The sequence below is a fragment of the Streptomyces sp. XH2 genome (genome assembly GCF_049725035.1).
Taxonomy (GTDB): domain Bacteria; phylum Actinomycetota; class Actinomycetes; order Streptomycetales; family Streptomycetaceae; genus Streptomyces; species Streptomyces roseoverticillatus.
On record NZ_JBMMMZ010000022.1, the window covers coordinates 54962 to 75551 of the forward strand.

The following is a 20590-nucleotide window of genomic DNA, read 5'->3' on the forward strand; positions in this document are numbered from 1 at the left end:
CTACGCCGCCGCCGCGCCCTCCTGCTCGGCCTCGACCTGCTGGTTCCAGTCGCGCTTGGAGGCCTGCCAGCCGTCCTCGTCGTGGCCCCGGCGCCAGTAGCCCGACACGGACAGCCGCTCGCGCGGCACCTCGCGCTCGACGCGCAGGTAGCGGCGCAGCTCCTTCACGAAGCCCGCCTCGCCGTGCACGAAGGCCTGGACGTCACCGGCGGGGAAGTCGAGGGCGCGGACGGCCGCGACGAGCGCCTCGCCGACGGGCGCGCCGCCGCGGTGCAGCCACGTGACCTCGACGCCCTCGGCCAGCTCCAGCTTCTGCTCCTCCTCCGGGCCCGCGACCTCGACGAAGGCGTGGACGCGCGCGCCCGCGGGGATCCGCTCCAGGGACGCGGCGATCGCCGGCAGAGCGCTCTCGTCGCCCGCCAGCAGGTGCCAGCCGGCGGCCGGGTCGGGGGAGTAGGCGCCGCCGGGCCCGCGGAAGAGCACCTCGGCGCCGGGCTGCACGGAGGCCGCCCACGGGCCGGCCAGGCCCTCGTCGCCGTGGACGACGAAGTCGATGGCGAGCTCGCGCGCCTCGCGGTCGAAGGACCGCACCGTGTACGTGCGGGTCTTCGGCCAGTGCTCGGGGGGCAGCTCGCGGCGGATGACCTCCATGTCGAAGGACTCGGGGTAGGTGACGCCGGGCACGGGGAAGACGAGCTTCACGTAGTGGTCGGTGTGCTCACCGGCGCCGAAGTCCGCGAGCCCCTCGCCGCCGAGGACCACGCGCACCATGTGCGGCGTCAGCCGCTCGGTGCGGAGCACGTGCGCGCGGTTGAGCTTGGGCTGCTTCCGGACGGGACGGTCTGCCATGGCTGTCTCCCCTGATCCCCTGATCCTGAAAAGTTAGGTCCGCCTAACTTAACAAAGTTAGGCGGACCCGGCCCAGCGGCTCACCCGCCGAGGGCGTCCAGCAGCCGCTGCAGCGACCCGCCCAGCCCCCACCGCTCCGCCAGCGCCTCCAGCACCTCCGGGTCCCGCGGCTCCGCCGGCAGCGCGGCGTCGAACGGCGCCAGCGGGACGTCGGACGCGACCCGTACGACCTTGGGCGCCACCGCCAGATACGGCCCGGCCTCCGCCAGCCGCTTGCGCTGCGTGGGGGTCAGCTTCGCCGCCGGGTCGTCCACGGCCGCCAGGATCCCGGCCAGGTCGCCGAAGGAGGCCAGCAGCTTCGCGGCCGTCTTCTCGCCGATGCCGGGCACGCCCGGCAGCCCGTCGCTGGGGTCGCCGCGCAGCAGCGCCAGGTCCGCGTAGCCGGAGCCGTCCACCCCGTACTTCTCGCGCAGCAGGGCCTCGTCGACCGGCTGCAGCGTGCCGACGCCCTTGACCGGATACAGCACGCGCACCCCGCGCCGGTCGTCCACCAGCTGGTACAGGTCGCGGTCGCCCGTGACGATGTCGACCGGGCCCGCGGCGCGGCCCGCGAGCGTGCCGATCACGTCGTCGGCCTCGTAGCCCACGGCGCCCACCCGGGCGATGCCGATCGCGTCGAGCACCGCCTCGATGACCGGGACCTGCGGGGAGAGGGTGTCCGGCACCTCCTCCTCGTCCGGGCCGGCCGCCGTCTCCGCGGCGACCCGGTGGGCCTTGTACGAGGGGATGAGCTCGACCCTCCAGTGCGGCCGCCAGTCGAAGTCCATGCAGGCCACGAGGTCGTCCGGGTGGTGGTCCTGGACGAGGCGGGCGATGAAGTCGAGCAGGCCGCGCACGGCGTTCACCGGGGTGCCGTCGGGGGCGCGGACGGAGTCCGGCACGCCGAAGTAGGCGCGGAAGTACAGGGAAGCGGTGTCGAGGAGCATCAGGCGTCGCGTCACGCTCCGATCATGCCGCAGACCACTGACACGGCCCCGGCGCCCCCGCCCCGCCGATGTGAACCGGGTCACTGTTCCGTTTGCCCGGATTGAACGGGGGCAGGCGCGGCACCGGAGCGGACCCGGTCCTCGGCACGTGTGCCTGGAAGCGGGCACGCGGACCGATGCCGCACCGCTCCACGGCCCTGCCACCCGGGGGAGGCAGGGCCGTCGTGAGTTCGACCCGAGAGGTGTATGTGTCCAGGCTCCAGGCCGAGCGTCTGTACAAGGTGTTCGGCAGACGACCCGAAGCCGCCGTCCAACGGCTCGAAGGCGGCGCCGACCGCGACGAGCTGCGCGCCGACGGCACCACCGCAGCGGTCATCGACGCCTCGTTCGAGGTCGAGGCCGGCCAGATCTTCGTGGTGATGGGGCTGTCCGGATCCGGCAAGTCCACCCTCCTGCGCATGCTCAACGGCCTGCTGGAGCCGACCGCCGGACGCGTCCTCTTCGACGGCCAGGACCTGACCGCGCTGGCCCCGCGCGACCTGCGCGCGGTGCGCTCCCGGAAGATCAGCATGGTCTTCCAGCACTTCGCGCTGTTCCCGCACCGCAGCGTGCTGGAGAACGCGGCCTACGGCCTGGAGGTCCAGGGCGTGCCGCGCGCGGAGCGCCGGGAGCGCGCCGCCGAGGCGCTGGAGCTCGCGGGCCTGAAGGGCTGGGAGACCTCCTGGCCCGACCAGCTCTCGGGCGGCATGCAGCAGCGCGTCGGCCTCGCCCGCGCGCTGGCCACCGACGCGGACCTGCTGCTGATGGACGAGTCCTTCAGCGCCCTCGACCCGCTGATCCGCCGTGACATGCAGGACCAGCTCCTGGACCTGCAGACGCGGCTGAAGAAGACCATCGTCTTCATCACCCACGACCTCAACGAGGCCATGCGCCTCGGCGACCGGATCGCCGTCATGCGCGACGGCCGGATCGTGCAGAACGGCACCGCGGAGGACATCCTCGTGCGCCCGGCCAACGACTACGTGGCCTCGTTCATCCAGGACGTCGACCGCAGCCGGGTGCTGACCGCCGGCTCGATCATGAGCACCGAGGGCGGAGCCCTGGACGGCGCCACCACCGTGCCCGCAGCGACGCCCGTCGCCGAGCTCTTCACCCCGCTCGCCCGCAGCACGGACCCCGTCACCGTCACCGACGAGCGGGGCGAGCCGGCCGGCGTCGTCACGCGCGACCTGCTGCTCGCCGCGCTCGGCGAGGAGCCGGAGGTGGTGCCCGCCCCGCGGACCCCGCAGGCCGCGCAGAGCGCGACGGCCCCGGAGGCGGGGAAGCCCGCGGAGACCGGCGAGCCCGCGGAGGCCGCCACGCCTGCCCGCGCCGACGAGGCGGAGGTGAGCGCCCGTGCCTAGGATCCACCTCGGAAGCTGGGCGGAGAGCGCCGTCAGCTGGCTGCAGACCCACCTGAGCTGGCTCTTCGACGCCGTCAACACCGTCCTGACCGGCATGTACGACGGCGTGAACGCCGTCCTCGGCGGCCCCGAGCCGCTGCTCATGGCCGGCATCCTGGCCGTCGTCGCCTGGTGGCTGCGCGGTCTCCTGCCCGCCGTGCTCACCTTCGCCGGCTTCGCCCTGGTCGACTCCTTCGGCCTGTGGGAAGCCGCGATGGCGACCCTCTCGCTCGTCCTCGTCGCGAGCCTGATCACCCTGCTCGTCGCCGTGCCGCTCGGCATCTGGGCGGCGCGCAGCAGCAAGGTCAGCGGGGCGCTGCGCCCCGCGCTGGACGTCATGCAGACGATGCCGGCGTTCGTCTACCTCATCCCCGGCGTCATGTTCTTCTCGATCGGGCCGATCCCCGGCCTGATCGCGACCGTCGTGTTCTCGATGCCGCCCGGCGTGCGCATGACCGAGCTGGGCATCCGGCAGGTCGACGGCGAGCTCGTCGAGGCCGCGACGGCCTTCGGCACCACGCCGCGCGACACCCTCACCCGGGTGCAGCTGCCGCTCGCCCTGCCCACGATCATGGCGGGCGTCAACCAGGTGATCATGCTGGCCCTGTCCATGGTCGTCATCGCCGGTATGGCGGGCGCGGGCGGCCTCGGCGAGGCCGTCTACGCGGCCGTCACCAAGGTCGACATCGGCGGCGGCGTCGAGAGCGGCCTGGCCGTCGTCGTCCTCGCCATCTACCTGGACCGCATGACCGGCGCCCTCAACCAGCGGGTCTCCCCGCTCGGCCGCCGCGCCGCCGCCAAGGCCGCGGCCGCCGCCCGCGGGCTCGCCGTCCTGCGCTACCGGCCCGGCACGGCCGTCGCCACCGTCGGTGTCGTCGTCCTCGCGCTCGTCGCCGGCGGCATGAACCTCGCCCGCAGTGGCGACGACCGGCAGAGCGTGGCGGCCGGCGCGAACGTGGGCCAGGGCCGCGGCATCAAGCTCGGCTACTTCCCGTGGGACGAGGCCGTTGCCACCACGTACCTGTGGCAGAACATCCTGGAGGACCGCGGCTACAAGCCGGACGTCAAGCAGCTCGACCCCGGTCCGCTGTACACCGCGCTGGCCCAGGGCCAGATGGACGTCCAGTTCGACTCCTGGCTGCCCACGACCCACAAGCAGTACATGGACCGCTACGGCGACAAGCTCACCGACCTGGGCGCCTGGTACGGGCCCACGTCGCTGGAGCTGTCCGTGCCCGACTACGTCAAGGGCGTGGACTCGCTGGAGGACCTCAAGGGCAAGAGCGCGCTGTTCGGCGGGAAGATCACCGGCATCGAGTCCAGCGCGGGCATGATGGGCACGCTCAACGACAAGGTCCTCAAGGAGTACGGACTGGACGGCGAGTACAAGGTCGTCTCCTCGTCCACCTCCTCGATGCTGGCGGACCTCGACCGGGCCATCAAGAAGCAGGAGCCCATCGTCACCACCCTGTGGTCGCCGCACTGGGCCTACGGCAAGCACCAGCTGAAGAAGCTCAAGGACCCCAAGGGCGCCTGGGGCAAGGGCGAGGAGATCCACGCCGTCGGCAAGAAGGACTTCGGCAAGGACTTCCCCGAGGTCACCGCCTGGCTGAAGGACTTCAAGCTGTCCGAGAAGGACCTCGCCTCCCTGGAGGTCGGGATCCAGGACGGCGGCAAGGGCAAGGAGAAGGAGTCCGCCCGCCGCTGGCTGGACGCCCACCCGGGCCTCGCGGACAAGCTCGCGCCTGTTCGCGGCTGACGAACGAGCGTACGGTGGGGCGGTGGTCCCGCACAGGAGCAGCCGCCCCGCCGTACGCCGCGTCGTCTCCCTCGTCCCCTCCCTGACCGAGGCCGTCGCCGCGACCGAGCCCGGGTTGCTCGTCGGCGCCACCGACTGGTGCGACCACCCCGCGGACCTCGGCGTCGTACGGATCGGCGGGACGAAGAACCCCGACACGGCGCGGATCGTCGCCCTCGCGCCCGACCTCGTCCTCGCCAACGAGGAGGAGAACCGCGCCCCCGACCTCGGCGCGCTGCGCGCCGCCGGGCTGGACGTGCTGGTCACCGAAGTCCGCACGCTGCCCCAGGCGTTCACGGAGCTGGAGCGGGTCCTGGTGCGCGGCTGCGGGCTGGCCCGGCCCGCCTGGCTGGCCGACGCGGAGGACGCGTGGCGGGACGTACGGGCCGCGGGGCCGGCCGTGCCCGCCGTGGTGCCGGTGTGGCGGCGGCCCTGGATGGTCCTCGGCCGGGACACCTTCGCCGGCGACCTCCTCGCCCGGCTCGGCGTCGCCAACGTCCACGCCGGCCACCCCGAGCGCTACCCGCGCGTCCCCCTCGCCGAGCTCAACGCGTGCGGCGCCGAGCTGGCCGTACTGCCCGACGAGCCCTACCGCTTCACGCACGACGACGGCCCGGAGGCCTTCCCCGGGCTGCCGTGCGCGCTCGTCAGCGGGCGTCACCTCACGTGGTACGGACCCTCACTGACGGAAGCTGCTGAGGTACTGGGCGCGGCGCTGCGAGCAGCCGGCCGCTGACCAGGCCGTGCACGGTGCGCGCGCCCGCGACCGCCCAGGCCGCCACCAGCAGCGCGTACAGGCCCACGGCCAGCCAGGTCAGCGCGTGCAGGCCGGTGTGACGGGCGAGCCCCGCGGCGCCGGTGACACAGGTGCCTATGGGGAAGGTGAAGGCCCACCAGGTCATCGCGAAGCCCATGCCCTGCCGGAACGCCCGCAGCACCATGGCCGCGGCCAGCGCCAGCCACAGCAGCGCGAAGCCCATCACCGGGGTGCCGTACAGCACGGCGAACGGCGCCGCGGCGTGCGCGTACGGGGCGGGCAGCGCGCCCTGCGCGGCGTCGGCCAGGTTGCCGACAGCGGTGGCCGACTGGCCCAGCGGGCCCAGCACGAGGAAGAGGGCCGGGGTCAGCACGAGCGGCAGCGGGCCGTGGTGGATCAGCCGGGCGAAGACCGCGGGCAGGATCAGCAGGGTCGCCAGCAGGCTCATCCCGAAGAGCGCGTAGCAGGCCAGCACCATGGCCGCCTGCCACTGCCCGGAGGGGAGGTGCGGCACGAGGGCCGGGCCCAGCGCCGCCGAGACCATGGGCGCCACGACGGGCAGCAGCCAGACCGGGGACGCCTGGCCCGGCTCTATGCGGTGCCGGGTCACCATCAGGTACGGGATGCCGGCCGCGGCGACCAGGCCGGTCACGGTGCCCGCCGTCCACAGGACGGCGTCGGCGGCCACGGCCGCACCCGTGCCGATCAGCCCGGAGCCCACCGAGAGGCCGGCCCCGCCGACCGCCAGCAGCGCCATCGCGGCACAGCCGTAGAACGGTGCCACCGCCGGGTCGCCGAGGTGCCGCCGCGCCTGGTCGGCGTGGCGGGCCCAGTGCACGGCCCGCGCCACCAGCAGGACGGCCAGCGCCGCCGCCGACAGCACCCACACCGCCTCGCACGCCCCGGCCAGGCCCGGCGGCCGTACGGGCAGCGCCCGGCCGGCGCTCGCGACGATGGCGGTGCCCATGACGGCGGCGTACCAGTTGGGGCCGAGGTGGCGGAAGGGGGAGGCGGTGCGAGGGGTGCTCATGGCTCAAGGATCGGCCGGGGTCCGGCCCGCCACCAGAGACCTTGTTTCTATGAGGGCATAAGCTGGGGTTATGAGCGATCGGCGGCTGGCGGACCGCGTACCCGACCTCGCCGCCCTGGAGCTGCTGCTGGCCGTGGCCCGGCTGGGCAGCCTGGGGCGCGCCGCGCGGGAGACGGGCATCACCCAGCCCGCGGCGAGCGGGCGGATCCGCAGCATGGAGCGCATGCTCGGCGTCAGCCTCGTCGAGCGCTCGCCCCGCGGTTCGACGCTCACCGACGCGGGCGTCCTCGTCACCGACTGGGCCCGGCGGATCGTCGAGGCCGCCGAAGCCTTCGACGCCGGCGCGGAGGCGCTGCGCGGGCGGCGGGACTCGCGGCTGCGGGTGGCGGCGAGCATGACCATCGCCGAGTACCTGCTGCCGGGGTGGCTGGTCGCCCTGCGCGCCCGGCGGCCGGGGACCGCTGTCTCCCTGCTCGCCGGGAACTCCGCGGCCGTCGCGGAGCGGCTGCGGGCCGGCGAGGCCGACCTGGGGTTCGTGGAGGGGCTCACGGTGCCGGCCGGGCTGGCCGGCGCGGTCGTCGGGAGCGACCGTCTGGTGGTCGTCACCGCCCCGGCCCACCCCTGGGCCCGGCGCCGGGCGCCCCTCGGCGCGGAGGAGCTCGCCGCGACGCCGCTCATCCTCCGCGAGCGCGGCTCGGGCACCCGGCAGGTCCTGGACGCGGCCCTCGCCGCGCACGGGGGGCTCTCCGAGCCCCTGCTCGAACTCGCCTCCACGACGGCGGTGAAGGCGGCGGTGGTGGGCGGTGCGGGGCCGTCCGTGCTCAGCGAGCTGGCGATCGGGGAGGAGCTGGCGTCCGGGCGCCTGGTCGGGATCCCCTTCGCGGATCTCGACCTGCACCGGTCCCTGCGCGCGGTCTGGCCCACGGGCCACCGCCCCACGGGCCCGGCGAGGGATCTCCTGAGCCTGACGCAGGGCCCCTAGCGGGGCCTCGCCGCGGCGGATTCATGGGTGCGAGCACCCATGAGCCCATGGCGGCACTCCTGCCCGGACCAGTGCGGGCAACTCCCTTCCGCCGCGACGGCGAGTGACCGCAGGCGAGGTGCTCGGCGGTGCCGTGCCGATGGGTGCGGGCGCCCCACGAACTCGTGGCGAGGGGCAACCGGGCGGGCCCGGAAGCGTTCAGGCCCGCGCCGCCGCTTCCACCAGGGCTCGCGTCAGGCGCAAGTCGTCCCGCGCCTCCGGATGCCACTGGACGCCCACCGCGAACACGCCGTCATCCGGCCTCTCCAGGGCCTCGATCGTGCCGTCCTCCGCGTACGCCGTCGCGACGAGGCCGTCGCCCAGGAGGGAGACGGACTGGTGGTGGTGCGTGGCGACGTCGAACGGTTCGGGCAGGAGGCGGCCCAGCCGCGTGTCCGGGACCGGCTTGACCAGGTGGTCGGTGAAGGCGCCGACGACCGGGTTGTGGTCCTCGTGCCCGACCTCGTCCGGCAGGTGCTGGCACAGCGCACCGCCCGCGTGCACGTTCATCAGCTGCATCCCCCGGCAGATCCCGAGCACGGGGACCCCCCGCTCCAGCGCCGCGTCCAGCAGCGCCAGTTCCCAGGCGTCGCGCTCGGGCACCGGCGTGCCGGCGCGCGGATGGGGGCGTTCGCCGTAGAGGCCGGGGTCGAGGTCCTCGCCGCCGGCGAGGACCAGGCCGTCCAGCCGCCGCACTATGTCGCCGGCGGCGGCCGGGTCGTCCGGCGGGAGTTGTACGGCCAGGCCGCCGGCCCGCTGCACGTGCTGCGCGTAGGAGGCGGGCAGGAGCGCGGCCGGCAGGTCCCACGCGGCGCCCCAGCGGGCCCGGGTGAGGTAGGTGGTGACACCGATCAGTGGCTGGCGGGGCATGGAGCGGGTCCTTTCCGTACGTACGTCCCGGCGTACGCTCCGTACGCTACGACGTGGATCACGAGCGCGGGTCGCGGTTCAGTTCCGCCTCCGCCGCCGCGAGCGCCGCGAACTCCTCCTCGGGCGCCCCCGCGACGAGCCGGTGCCGGCTCCAGCAGGCGAAGTACACGGCGGCGACGGCGTAGACGCCGAGGGCGACGAGCGCTGCGGTGACGTCCACGAGGAAGGTCGCCACGAGCGCCGCGCAGGCCAGCAGGAGGGCCAGCGCCGAGGTGGCGACGCCGCCGGGCGTGCGGTAGGGCCGCGCCAGCCCCGGCTCGCGGCGGCGCAGCACGATGTGGGAGAGCGACATCAGCGCGTACGAGATGGTGGCGCCGAACACGGCCACGTTCAGCATCCGCGCGCCGTCGCCGCTGGCCGCCGCCAGCGCGAAGCCGATCGCGCCGGGCACGACCAGGCCGAGCCAGGGGGCCTTGCGGCGGCTGGTGAGGGAGAGGGAGCGGGGGAGGTAGCCGGCCCGGGAGAGGGCGAAGAGCTGCCGCGATCCGGCGTAGATGAGGGAGAAGAAGGAGGCCACCAGGCCCGCGAGCCCCGCGTAGTTGACGATGCGGCCGAGCACGGTGGGGTGCCCGTCCGGCTGCACGGCGGCCACGAGCGGGTTCCCGGCGTCCTTGAGGGCGTCCGCGCCGCCCGCGCCCGTCGAGGCGAGGAAGGTGAGGAGGGCGAGCACCAGCAGGATGCCCATCGCGGCGGCCATGGCCCGGGGCAGGGACCGCACGGGGTCCTTGGTCTCCTCGGCGGCGAGCGGCACGCCCTCGACGCCGAGGAAGAACCACATCCCGAAGGGGAAGGACGCCCAGATGCCGAGCAGTCCGAACGGCAGCCAGGAGGAGGAGCCGAGGGCGCTCGTGTCGGCGGGGATGTCGTGCAGCCGGGCCGCGTCGAAGTCGGTGAGCGCGCCCGCCGCGAAGATCAGCAGCGCGGTGACGGCGACGCCGGTGACGACGAAGCTGAACCGCAGCGCCTCGCCCACGCCCCACAGATGGATGCCGATGAAGAGGACGAAGCAGGCGAGGTACACGGGCCAGGAGGAGGTGAGCCCGAACAGGCCGAGCGACTCGACGTAGTCGCCGATGAAGAGGGAGATCGCCGCGGGCGCGAGGACGTACTCGATGAGGATGGCGGTGCCGGTGAGGAAGCCGCCCCACGGGCCGAGCGCGCGCCGCGCGAAGCCGTAGCCCCCGCCCGCCGTCGGCAGGATGGCGGCGAGCTCGGCGAGGGCGAAGACCATGCAGGTGTACATCAGGCCCATGAGGGCGGCGGCGACGGCGAGCCCGCCGAAGCCGCCGTGCGCGAGGCCGAAGTTCCAGCCGGAGAAGTCGCCGGAGACGACGTAGGCGACGCCGAGGCCGGTGAGGAGCAGGGGGCCGGCGCTGCCGCGGCGCAGCGTGCGCTTCTCCAGGTAGTCCGGGTGCTCCGGCGTCCGGTCCGGGGAGCGTGGCGCCGCCGTGGGTGTCTCCGTGCGTTCGGGCATGCTGCCGCTCCTGCCTCGGGGAGATAAAGGTATTGCGGCATACCTTTGCCTCGGCGTGGCTGATTCGGCAACCCCCTTGCGTAAAAGACCGGTTACGAGAGAGGCCCTTCCGGGTTACGCCAGGAAGCCCCGCAGCAGCGCCGCCGTCCCGCAGCAGTGCTCGCGCATCACCTCGCGCGCCCCTTCCGCGTCGCCGTCGAGGACCGCCTCCACGAGCGCGGTGTGCTGCTGCTGCGAGTGCTCCAGGTTCCGGACCAGCAGCGGAATGCAGTCCAGCAGGTCGTTGACCGTCGCCCGGACCGCGGCGTACCGCTCGGCCAGCGACGGGGATCCCGACAGCTCGGCCAGCGTCAGGTGGAACAGCGTGTCCGCGCGGCGATATCCGGCCAGCGGCGCGTCGTGCGTGGCGGCCAGCGCGGCCCGCAGCCGCTCGGCACCGCCCTCGGGCAGCCCGTGCGCGGCGCACAGCCCGGCCGCGCCCACCTCCAGCACCTCGCGGAAGCGCAGCGTGTCCTCGACGTCCACGCGGGCGACCCGGCGCCGCAGTTCGTCCTCGCCCGCGGTGGCGGGCCGCGCCAGCACGAACGTGCCGCCGTAGCGGCCGCGCCGGCTCTCGACCAGCCCCTGGTCCTGCAGGACCTTCAGCACCTCGCGCAGCGTCACCCGGCTCACGTGCAGCCGGTCGGCCAACTCGCGCTCGGCGGGCAGCCGTTCCCCCGCGGCCACCAGGCCCAGTCGCATGATCTGCAGTATCTGCTCCAGCGCTTCCTCGAAGCCGTTGCCCGCGCGGACCGGCCGCAGCACCGGCGCCAGCCGGTCCGTCCGGTCCGCCGCATGATCGTTCATCTGACCTCTTCCCTTTAATGGTCTACAGCCCTACCTTAAGACCTCCGGTCGCACCGACAGGAGGCATCACCGTGGCAGACCCCACGCCCCCGCTCGCCGTCGAGGAGCTGCGCAGGCTGGTCGACACCGGGGAGATCGACACCGTCGTCCTCGCCTTCACCGACATGCAGGGACGACTCCAGGGGAAGCGGTTCGCCGCCCGGTTCTTCCTCGACGACGTCCTCGACCACGGCACCGAGGGCTGCAACTACCTCCTCGCCGTGGACGTCGACCTCAACACCGTCGACGGCTACGCCATGTCGTCCTGGGAACGCGGCTACGGCGACTTCGCCATGCGCGGCGACCTCTCCACCCTGCGCCGCACCCCCTGGAACCCCGGCACGGCCCTCCTCACCGCCGACCTCGCCTGGCACGACGGCTCGCCCGTCCTCGCCTCGCCCCGGCAGATCCTGCGCCGCCAGCTCGACCGGCTGGCCGAGCGCGGCTGGAGCGCGTACGCGGGCACCGAGCTGGAGTTCATCGTCTTCAAGGACACCTACGAGGAGGCCTGGAACCGCGGCTACCGCGGCATGACCCCGGCCAACCAGTACAACTGCGACTACTCCGTCCTCGGCACCGGCCGCGTCGAACCCCTCCTGCGCCGCATCCGCAACGAGATGGGCGCCGCCGGGATGACCGTGGAGTCCGCGAAGGGCGAGTGCAACCTCGGCCAGCACGAGATCGCCTTCCGCTACGACGAGGCGCTCACCACCTGCGACCAGCACGCCGTCTACAAGACCGGCGCGAAGGAGATCGCCGCCCAGGAGGGCATGGCGCTCACCTTCATGGCCAAGTACGACGAGCGCGAGGGCAACTCCTGCCACATCCACCTCTCGCTGCGCGACGAGGCCGGGCGGCCCGTCCTCGCCGACGACGAGGGCCCGTACGGCATGTCGACGACGATGCGGCACTTCCTCGCCGGACAGCTCGCGGCGCTGCGCGACTTCACCCTCCTCTACGCGCCCAACATCAACTCGTACAAGCGCTTCCGGCCCGGCTCCTTCGCCCCCACCGCCGTCGCCTGGGGCCCCGACAACCGCACCTGCGCCCTGCGCGTCATCGGCCACGGCCACTCCCACCGCTTCGAGAACCGCCTGCCGGGCGGGGACGTGAACCCCTACCTCGCCGTCGCGGGCATGGTGGCCGCCGGCCTGTACGGCGTCGAGCAGGAACTGGAGCTGCCCGAGGTCTGTACCGGCAACGCCTATGCGGGCGACGCGCAGCACGTCCCCGCCACCCTGCGCGAGGCCGCCGCCCTGTGGGAGGCCAGCCCGATAGCGCGGGAGGCCTTCGGCGACGAAGTCGTCGAGCACTACCTGCACATGGCGCGCGTCGAGCAGGAGGCCTACGACACGGCCGTCACGGACTGGGAGCGGTTCCGCTCCTTCGAGCGGATGTAACACGCCCGCGCGTTGCGGGCAGGCGTTCCGCCCGGGCGGAACGCCTGCGGGGGGGGGGGGGGGCCGGGCGCCCCCGGGCCCCCCCCCCCCCCCCCCCCCGCGACCACCGGCGTGCAGCCGGACACGAAACGCGGCGCAGCGAACCACAGGAGACGCCTTGCAGGAGCTACACGTACTCAACCCCGCGACCGAGGAACTCGTCGCCACCATCCCCGCGGCGACGCCGCAGGACGTCGACGCAGCAGTCCGCCGCGCCGCCGAAGCCCAGCGCGGCTGGTCCGCCCTCGCTCCCGGCGACCGCGCCCGCCACCTCCGCCGCTTCGCCGACGTGGTCGACACGCACCTGGAGGAGCTCGCCCAGCTGGAGGTCCGCGAGGCCGGCCACCCCGTCGGCAACGCCCGCTGGGAGGCCGGCAACGCCCGCGACCTGCTGGAATACGCGGCCGGGGGAGTGGAGCGGCTCACCGGCGCGCAGATCCCCGTCGCGGGCGGCCTGAACGTCACCTTCCACGAGCCGCTCGGCGTCGTCGCCGTCATCGCCCCGTGGAACTTCCCGATGCCCATCGCCGCCTGGGGCGTCGCCCCGGCCCTGGCCGCGGGCAACGCCGTGCTCCTCAAGCCGGCCGAGACCACCCCGCTGACCGCCCTGCGCCTGGCGGAGCTGGCGCTGGAGGCGGGGCTTCCCGAGGGCCTCTTCCAGGTCCTGCCCGGCGCCGGGCCCGTCGCCGGCGACGCCCTCGTGGAACACCCCGGCGTCGCCAAGGTCGTCTTCACCGGCTCCACCGCCGTCGGCAAGCAGATCATGGCCAAGTGCGCGGCGGGCGTGAAGCGCGTGACCCTCGAACTCGGCGGAAAGAGCCCCAACATCGTCTTCGCCGACGCCGACGTCGAGCGGGCCGCCGCGGCCGCCCCCGGCTCCTTCCTCGACAACACCGGCCAGGACTGCTGCGCCCGCAGCCGCATCCTCGTCCAGCGCTCCGTGTACGACCGCTTCATGGAGCTGCTGGAGCCGGCCGTGAAGTCCTTCACCGTCGGCGACCCGGCGGATCCCGCCACGCAGATGGGGCCGCTGATCTCGGCCGCGCACCGCGAGCGCGTACGGTCCTACGTCCCCGAGTCCGCCCCCGCCGCCATCCGCGGCGAGGCGCCCGCGGGCAAGGGCTTCTGGTACCCGGCGACCGTCCTGGAGGGCCGGCCGGAGGACCGTGCCGCGGTCGAGGAGGTCTTCGGCCCGGTCGCCGTCGTCATCCCCTTCGAGGACGAGGCGGAGGCGGTGCGGATCGCCAACGCCACCGCCTACGGCCTCTCCGGCTCGCTGTGGACGCGCGACGTCTCCCGCGCCGTACGCGTCTCCCGGGCCGTCGCCGCCGGCAACCTCTCCGTCAACTCCCACAGCAGCGTCCGCTACTGGACGCCGTTCGGCGGCTTCGGGCAGTCCGGCCTCGGCCGCGAACTGGGCCCGGACGCGCTGGCCGCGTTCACGGAGACCAAGAACGTCTTCATCGCCGCCGATCCCCTCACCGAGAGCCCGTGACGACCCGGGGGGGGGCCGCGGGGCGGGCGACTGCCGCCCGTCCTCCGGCCACTCCCCGGCCGATCCGACCCGTTCGTGTCACCACGGCCACAGCCGTACCCGTAGCCACAGAAAGGCCATTGCGTTGAGCGACCACACCTTCGTCTGCCGCCGGCTGGAGGGCCGCACCGCCGTCGTGACCGGAGCCGGCAGCGGCATCGGCCTGGCCACCGCCCGCCGCCTCGCCTCCGAGGGCGCCCGCGTCGTCTGCGCCGACATCGACGAGACCGCCGGCAAGGCCGCGGCCGCCGAGACCGGCGGGCTCTTCGTCAAGGTCGACGTCACCAGCCCGGAGGAGGTCGAGGCGCTCTTCAAGACCGCCTACGACACCTACGGCTCCGTCGACGTCGCCTTCAACAACGCCGGCATCTCCCCGCCCGACGACGACTCGATCCTCACCACCGGCCTCGACGCCTGGAAGCGCGTCCAGGAGGTCAACCTCACCTCCGTCTACCTCTGCTGCAAGGCCGCCCTGCCCTACATGCAGCGCCAGGGCAAGGGCTCGATCATCAACACCGCCTCGTTCGTCGCCGTCATGGGCGCCGCGACCTCGCAGATCAGCTACACCGCCTCCAAGGGCGGCGTCCTGGCGATGTCCCGCGAGCTCGGCGTGCAGTTCGCCCGCGAGGGCATCCGCGTCAACGCCCTGTGCCCGGGGCCGGTGAACACGCCCCTGCTCAAGGAGCTCTTCGCCAAGGACCCCGAGCGGGCCGCGCGCCGCCTCGTGCACGTGCCCGTCGGCCGGTTCGCCGAGCCCGAGGAGATCGCCGCCGCCGTCGCCTTCCTCGCCAGCGACGACTCGTCCTTCGTCAACGCCGCCGAGTTCCTCGTCGACGGTGGCATCGCGGGCGCGTACGTGACCCCGCTGTAGGGTCCATGATCAAATGGCCGGACCGGCCCGCGGGTGCAGACCCCGCGGCCGGGCCCGCCGTGGATCCCCCGGTGCCGGCAAGGCGCCGGGGGGTTGCCTGCCACCCGCACGCACCACCGCAAAGAGAGCACATGCGCACCAAGTCCGCCATCGTCGCCGGCCTCGCTGCCGCCGCGGCCCTCGCCACCGCGATACCCGCCACCGCGGCCCCCGTCCACGACGCGCCCCGCCGCAACTGTCCCCAGCTCGACAAGAAGCTCCCGTGGGCCGGCGACAACCGCGCCCGGCTCCAGAAGATGATCGACGAGCGCGGCACCTGCTCCGGCAACGGCGGCCCCCGCCCCGTCGCCGCCTTCGACTGGGACAACACCGTCGTCAAGAACGACATCACCGACGCCACCCTCGCCTGGGCCCTCAAGCACGACAAGATCCTGCAGCCGAAGAGCTGGAAGGACACCAGCGCCTGGCTCACCCCGGCCGCCGACAAGGCCCTCGCCAAGGCCTGCGGCACCGTCGTGCGCCCCGGTCGCCCGCTGCCCACCTCGAAGAACACCGCCTGCGCCGACGAGATCTTCGAGATCCGCGAGAAGTCGAAGACCATGGCCGGCGAGGACGCCTTCGCGGGCGACTGGAACCACCGCCGCACCGTGCCCGCCTACGCCTGGATCCCCCAGCTGTTCGCCGGTCACACGCCCGTCGCCCTGACCTCCTTCGCCAAGCAGGCGCGCGCCGAGCAGCTCGCGGCGCCCGTGGGCGCGAAGCAGACCGTCGGCACGCACACGCTCGCCGGCTACGTCCGCTACTACGACCAGCAGAAGGACCTCATCCGCACGCTCAAGGCGGCCGGTTTCGACGTCTACATCGTCTCCGCCTCCTCCGAGCCGATCGCCGAGGCCTGGTCGAGCGGCGTGGGCCTGGACGCCAAGCACACCATCGGCATCCGCAGCATCACCAAGCACGGCCGTCTCACCACCGCCATCAAGGGCTGCGGCGGCGTCGAGACCGGCCGCGGCGACGCCCTGCCGTACATGGACGGCAAGCGCTGCATGATCAACCAGGAGATCTTCAAGATCAAGGGCGCGAAGGCCTGGCAGCAGCAGGACTTCAGGCACCGCATCGCCCTCGGCGCGGGCGACGCCGACACCGACGTGACGTTCGTGAACGACGCCACCGGTGCGCACGTGGCCATCAACCGCAACAAGTCCGAGCTGATGTGCCGGGCCTACGACGACGCGGACGGCCGCTGGGTGGCCAACCCGATGTTCATCGACCCGATGCCGCGCAAGTCCGGCACGTACCCGTGCTCGACGACGGGCGCGACCGCGGAGGACGGCTCGAAGACGCCGGTCCGCCGCGCCGACGGCTCGGTCATCCCGGACCAGGCCGACAAGGCGTTCTGACGAAGGCCTGACGACTCACCGTCACAGATCACCGTCACAGAAACGTCTGTCCCTCGCCTCGATAGGTGGCGACCGTATCCACGATGCGGTCGCCGTCGATCAGCCGCAGCGCGGAGAACCGCTCGCACAGCTCCCCCGCCTTCGCGTGCCGGAACCACACCTTGTCCCCGATCAGCAGGTCGTCCGCGGGCCCGCCGAGCAGCGGCGTCTGCACCTCGCCCGCCCCCTCCCGCGCGTCCAGCCGCAGGCCCGCCGGAAGGTACGGCTGCGGAAGCCGGTCGGAACCGGCCGCCCCCGACGCGGGGTACCCGCCGCCCAGGACGGTCACCACGCCCACCCCCGGCCGCCGCACCACCGGCAGCGCGAACAGCGCCGCCGGGCGGCCGCGGAACGACCGGTAGTGGTCGAACAGCCGCGGCACGAACAGCCCCGACCCCGCGGCGATCTCCGTCACCGCCTCCTCCGCGGCCGTGTGCTGCACGCTCCCCGTGCCACCGCCGTTGACGAAAGCGAGCTCCGCCACCTCCCGCACGGCACGTACGGCCTCCGCCCGGCGCACCGCCAGCTCCCGGCGCGCCGCGGCCTGCATCAGCCGCACCGAGCGCGAGTACAGCGGCCGTCCCTCCACCGCATCACCCACACCCGCCACATGCGCCTCGTAGGCCAGCAGGCCCACCAGCCGGAAACCCGGCCTGCGCACGACCGACCGCGCCAGGTCCGCCAGCCGCTCCGGATCGCGCAGCGGCGAGCGCAGCGCCCCGAGCCGCAGCCGGCCGCCCAGCAGCCGCAGCGAGGTGTCCAACTCCAGGCACACCCGTACTTCCTCACGCCCCGTCCGGGCCGCGTCGATCAGCGCCAGCTGGGCGGGGTCGTCCACGGTCACCGTCACCGCCCGGGCCAGCTTCGGATCGGCCGTCAGCTCCGCCAGGCCCGCCCGGTCGGCCGTCGGATACGCCAGCAGCACGTCCTCCACGCCCGAACGCGCCAGCCACAGGGACTCGGCCAGCGAGAAGCTCATCACACCCGTGAAGCCGTCCCGCGCCAGCACCCGCTCCAACAGCGCCCGGCAGCGCACCGACTTGCTCGCCACCCGCACCGGCTTCCCCTGCGCCCTGCGCACCAGGTCGGCGGCGTTGGCGTCGAAGGCCTCCAGGTCGACCACGGCCAGCGGCGCGTCGCAGGAAGCGGTCGCCCGGTCCAGACGGGTCCGCTCGGCACTCGCGTGCACGGCGGGATGTGCGACGGAACGCGCGGCAGGACGTGCGGCGGGAAGACGCATGGGGCGCAGCTTGCCAGAGCCGCCCGGCAGTGGACAGGGGCCCGGCACGGGCGAGATGGCAGCGCCCGCCGCCCGCCCCGTAGAGTGGCGCCCACACCGCGGGCCGCACGCCCCGCGGCGTGATGTCCGGATACGAACCGGCCTGTCCCGAACGGGGACCGGGCGCGGGTACGGGGAAGCCAGCTCACGAGGGGGAGCGCAGGGTGAGCACCGAGGCGGACCGCGCTCCCGCACTGCCCGTCCGTCCCCTCCCGGCCGCCGCCTGCTTCCCGCCCCCGCCGCCGCCCCTCCCGCCGGTGCCGCCCCCGGCCGTCGTCCGCCGCGCCGGGGCCCGTACGCTGTCCGCCGCCGTCTGCCTCGTCCTCGGCCTCGGGCTCATCGGGGGCGCCCTCGCCGGGAGTTGGCTCGCGGACCGCGCCGACGGCGGGACCGCGGCCGAACGCGACTTCGCCCGCGGCGGCACGCTCTGGCGCACCGTCCCCGTCGACGACCTCTTCCCGCCCGTCCTGCGCGCCGACGCCGCCGGGCCCGGCGGCGCCGAGCGGGTCTGGACCCGGATCGGCGTCGCCCCCGACAGCGGCTGCGAAGAAGCCTTCGACCCGCTCCTGGAGAAGGCCCTCGCCCCCGCCGGCTGCACACGGCTGCTCCGCGCCACCTACACCGACGCCACGTCCACCGCCGTCACCACCGTCGGACTGCTCGTCACCGCCACCGGCAGCCAGGGCATGCGCGACCTGCGCCGGCGGTTCGCCGACGAACGGCTCGACGAGCGCACCGATCTGATGCCCCGCCCGTACGCGCCGCGCGGCACCGTCGCCGAGCACTTCGGCGACGCCCAGCGCGCCAGCTGGGCCGTCAGCGTCCTCACCGACGCCCCCGCCGTCGTCTACGCCGTCACCGGCTTCGCCGACGGCCGCACCGGCACGCCCCCGCAGCCCGCCGCCCTCGCCACCCGCCCCGGCGCCACCACCGTCCCCGCGCAGGCCGGACTCGGCCACGAGGCCGCCGCCCTCGCCGGGCGCGTCGAGAGCGGCCTCCGGGAGGCCGTACGGCAGACGACCGCCCAGGAGGGCTCCCGGTGACCGCCACCCCGCCCCGCAGGCGCGGGCACCGCCCGGCCGCGCCCGGCGCCCGGCGTCCCGCGCCCCTGCTCACGGCCGTCCTCGCCGCCGCGCTCGCCGTGCTGCCCGCCGCCGGGACCGCGCACGCCGACTCCATACGCGTCCAGGAATGGGCGCTCGACGCCCTCCACGCCGAAGAGGCCTGGCAGACCACCAAGGGCGCCGGCATCACCGTCGCCGTCCTCGACACCGGCGTCGACGACGGCCACCCCGACCTCGTCGGGCAGGTCCTCCCCGGCAAGGACCTCATCGGCTTCGGCGCCGGGCCCGGCGACCGCGCCTGGGCCCGGCACGGCACCGCCATGGCCGGCATCATCGCCGGGCGGGGGCACGGGGCGGACGGCACGGACGGCGTGGTCGGCGTCGCCCCCGAAGCGAAGATCCTCCCCGTACGGGTGATCCTCGAGGACGGCGACCCCTCCCGGGCCAAGGCCCGCAGCGGACGCGGCAACGCCCTCGCCGACGGCATCCGCTGGGCCGCCGACCACGGCGCCCAGGTCATCAACCTCTCCCTCGGCGACGACAGCGACACCGCCCACCCCGAGCCCCAGGAGGACGCCGCCGTCCAGTACGCCCTCGGCAAGGGCGCCGTCGTCGTCGCCTCCGCCGGCAACGGCGGCGAACAGGGCGACCACGTCTCCTACCCCGCCGCCTACCCCGGCGTCATCGCCGTGACCGCCGTCGACCGCTACGGCAGCCGGGCCGCGTTCTCCACGCGCCGGTGGTACGCGGCCGTCAGCGCGCCCGGCGTCGACGTCGTCATCGCCGACCCCGACCGGCACTACTACGAGGGCTGGGGGACGAGCGCCGCGGCGGCCTTCGTCTCCGGCGCGGTCGCGCTCGTCCGCTCCGCGCACCCGGGCCTGAGCCCCGCCCAGATCCGCCGGCTCCTCGTCGACACCGCCCGCGACGCGCCGCCCGGCGGGCGCAGCGACGCGCTGGGGGCGGGCGTGGTGGACCCCGCCGCGGCCATCGCCCGCGGCGGGGACCTGACCCCGGAGGCGCTGAGGCCCCGGGCCTCGCGCGAGTACAGCAGCCCGTACTTCGGCACCTCCGGCCCCGCCGGCCGGCCCCCCGGGCCCCGGGACGCCCCGGACTACACGGCCCCGGCCGCGGGCGCCCTGGGCGTACTCCTCCTGGCCACGGCAGCGACGCTGTGGAGGGGCCGCCGCCGCACGGCCTGAGTCGGCCCGGCACCGTCTCTCGCCGGCCTGGGCCCGCGCTTGCCCTTCCGCCGCGGCGGCGCTCAGCCATCGCGGCGTGGTCCGGTGGCGCCGGATGCGGGGGCTGGGGCCCCGGGACCCTCCTTCCGCTGCGGCGGCGCTCAGCTATCGCGGCGCGGCCCGGCGGCGCCGGAGGGCCCTCGCCTGAGGCCGGTTCGGTTCCGCCGGCTTCCACGTCTGTGGCTGTGCGCTGTGGCGGCGGATGCGGGGGCTGGGGGCCCCGGGACTCTCCTTCCGCCGCAGTGGCGCTCCGCCCCCGCGGCGTGGTCCGGCGGTGCCGGATGGTCCTCGCCTGAGGCCGGTTCGGTACCGCCGGGTTCCACCGTGGTGGTTGTGCGCTGTGGCGGCGGATGCGGGGGCTTGGGGCCCCGGGACTCTCCTTCCGCCGCAGTGGCGCTCAGCCCCCGCGGCGTGGTCCGGCGGTGCCGGATGGTCCTCGCCTGAGGCCGGTTCGGTACCGCCGGGTTCCACCGTGGTGGTTGCGCGCCGCGGCGGCGGATTCAGGGGTGGCTCCGGCGAGGAGGGCGAAGGGAGCGCCGGTCCCTTCCTTC

At 74.4% G+C, this 20590-nt stretch carries 17 protein-coding genes; 10 read left to right on the forward strand and 7 right to left on the reverse strand.

All coding sequences use genetic code 11. From position 1 onward, the window contains the following. Both ACOTKD_RS35135 and ACOTKD_RS35140 read right to left on the reverse strand, forming a co-directional pair. A complete protein-coding gene (locus ACOTKD_RS35135; RefSeq protein ID WP_424893046.1) occupies positions 1-849 on the reverse strand; it encodes a siderophore-interacting protein in 849 nt (282 codons plus the stop codon). An 80-nt stretch (positions 850-929) separates the two neighbouring features. Further along, a complete protein-coding gene (locus tag ACOTKD_RS35140) occupies positions 930-1835 on the reverse strand; it encodes a 5'-3' exonuclease (protein ID WP_424893082.1) in 906 nt (301 codons plus the stop codon). Between the two features lie 248 nt (positions 1836-2083). Between ACOTKD_RS35140 and ACOTKD_RS35145 the strand changes: the two genes are divergently transcribed. Genes ACOTKD_RS35145 through ACOTKD_RS35155 form a run of 3 tightly spaced genes read left to right on the forward strand, consistent with a single transcriptional unit; the run spans position 2084 to position 5811 of the window. Then, positions 2084-3238: a quaternary amine ABC transporter ATP-binding protein gene (locus ACOTKD_RS35145; protein ID WP_424893083.1), complete on the forward strand. Its 1155-nt coding sequence runs from the start codon at positions 2084-2086 to the stop codon at positions 3236-3238. After that, on the forward strand, positions 3231-5036 hold the full coding sequence (locus ACOTKD_RS35150; RefSeq protein WP_424893047.1) for an ABC transporter permease/substrate binding protein: 1806 nt from the start codon (positions 3231-3233) through the stop codon (positions 5034-5036). Before ACOTKD_RS35145 ends, ACOTKD_RS35150 begins: the two co-directional genes overlap by 8 nt. A 22-nt stretch (positions 5037-5058) precedes the next feature. Continuing rightward, the gene (locus ACOTKD_RS35155) at positions 5059-5811 is read left to right on the forward strand and encodes a helical backbone metal receptor (RefSeq protein ID WP_424893048.1); all 753 of its coding nucleotides are present in this window, start codon (positions 5059-5061) and stop codon (positions 5809-5811) included. Here the strand turns inward: ACOTKD_RS35155 and ACOTKD_RS35160 are convergent. Then, entirely contained in the window at positions 5738-6862 is a 1125-nt protein-coding gene (locus ACOTKD_RS35160; RefSeq protein ID WP_424893049.1) for a TDT family transporter, read from the reverse strand. The genes ACOTKD_RS35155 and ACOTKD_RS35160 overlap by 74 nt on opposite strands. Before the next feature lie 70 nt (positions 6863-6932). On the opposite strand from ACOTKD_RS35160, the gene ACOTKD_RS35165 reads away from it, so the two are divergent. Beyond that, positions 6933-7844: a LysR family transcriptional regulator gene (locus ACOTKD_RS35165; RefSeq protein WP_424893050.1), complete on the forward strand. Its 912-nt coding sequence runs from the start codon at positions 6933-6935 to the stop codon at positions 7842-7844. A 198-nt stretch (positions 7845-8042) separates the two neighbouring features. On the opposite strand, the gene ACOTKD_RS35170 is transcribed toward ACOTKD_RS35165, so the two are convergent. The 3 genes from ACOTKD_RS35170 to ACOTKD_RS35180 all read right to left on the reverse strand — a co-directional run bounded on the left by ACOTKD_RS35170 (position 8043) and on the right by ACOTKD_RS35180 (position 11133). Beyond that, positions 8043-8753, reverse strand: coding sequence for a gamma-glutamyl-gamma-aminobutyrate hydrolase family protein (locus ACOTKD_RS35170; protein WP_424893051.1), 711 nt, complete (start codon positions 8751-8753; stop codon positions 8043-8045). A gap of 58 nt (positions 8754-8811) precedes the next feature. Then, positions 8812-10287, reverse strand: a complete 1476-nt coding sequence (gene eat / locus ACOTKD_RS35175) for an ethanolamine permease (protein ID WP_424893052.1) — start codon at positions 10285-10287, stop codon at positions 8812-8814. Positions 10288-10401: 114 nt separating this feature from the next. Then, entirely contained in the window at positions 10402-11133 is a 732-nt protein-coding gene (locus ACOTKD_RS35180; protein WP_424893053.1) for a FadR/GntR family transcriptional regulator, read from the reverse strand. 71 nt (positions 11134-11204) lie between these two features. Between ACOTKD_RS35180 and ACOTKD_RS35185 the strand changes: the two genes are divergently transcribed. From ACOTKD_RS35185 to ACOTKD_RS35200, 4 genes are all read left to right on the forward strand, one after another. Continuing rightward, complete coding sequence (locus tag ACOTKD_RS35185; RefSeq protein ID WP_424893054.1) at positions 11205-12572, forward strand: glutamine synthetase family protein; 1368 nt, start codon at positions 11205-11207, stop codon at positions 12570-12572. Positions 12573-12729: 157 nt separating this feature from the next. Beyond that, entirely contained in the window at positions 12730-14106 is a 1377-nt protein-coding gene (locus ACOTKD_RS35190; RefSeq protein WP_424893055.1) for an aldehyde dehydrogenase family protein, read from the forward strand. Positions 14107-14230: 124 nt separating this feature from the next. Further along, positions 14231-15016 carry a 3-oxoacyl-ACP reductase gene (locus tag ACOTKD_RS35195; protein WP_302859731.1) on the forward strand — a complete coding sequence of 262 codons (786 nt, stop codon included), beginning with the start codon at positions 14231-14233 and terminating at the stop codon, positions 15014-15016. 131 nt (positions 15017-15147) lie between these two features. Further along, positions 15148-16416, forward strand: a complete 1269-nt coding sequence (locus ACOTKD_RS35200; RefSeq protein ID WP_424893056.1) for a haloacid dehalogenase-like hydrolase — start codon at positions 15148-15150, stop codon at positions 16414-16416. A 34-nt stretch (positions 16417-16450) separates the two neighbouring features. Here ACOTKD_RS35200 and ACOTKD_RS35205 read toward each other — a convergent pair whose 3' ends face one another. Further along, complete coding sequence (locus ACOTKD_RS35205; RefSeq protein ID WP_424893057.1) at positions 16451-17695, reverse strand: alanine racemase; 1245 nt, start codon at positions 17693-17695, stop codon at positions 16451-16453. A gap of 203 nt (positions 17696-17898) precedes the next feature. On the opposite strand from ACOTKD_RS35205, the gene ACOTKD_RS35210 reads away from it, so the two are divergent. After that, positions 17899-18777, forward strand: coding sequence for a hypothetical protein (locus ACOTKD_RS35210; RefSeq protein ID WP_424893058.1), 879 nt, complete (start codon positions 17899-17901; stop codon positions 18775-18777). Further along, positions 18774-20000, forward strand: a complete 1227-nt coding sequence (mycP, locus tag ACOTKD_RS35215; protein ID WP_424893059.1) for a type VII secretion-associated serine protease mycosin — start codon at positions 18774-18776, stop codon at positions 19998-20000. The genes ACOTKD_RS35210 and mycP overlap by 4 nt, the downstream gene beginning before the upstream one ends. Positions 20001-20590: the final 590 nt, after the last annotated feature.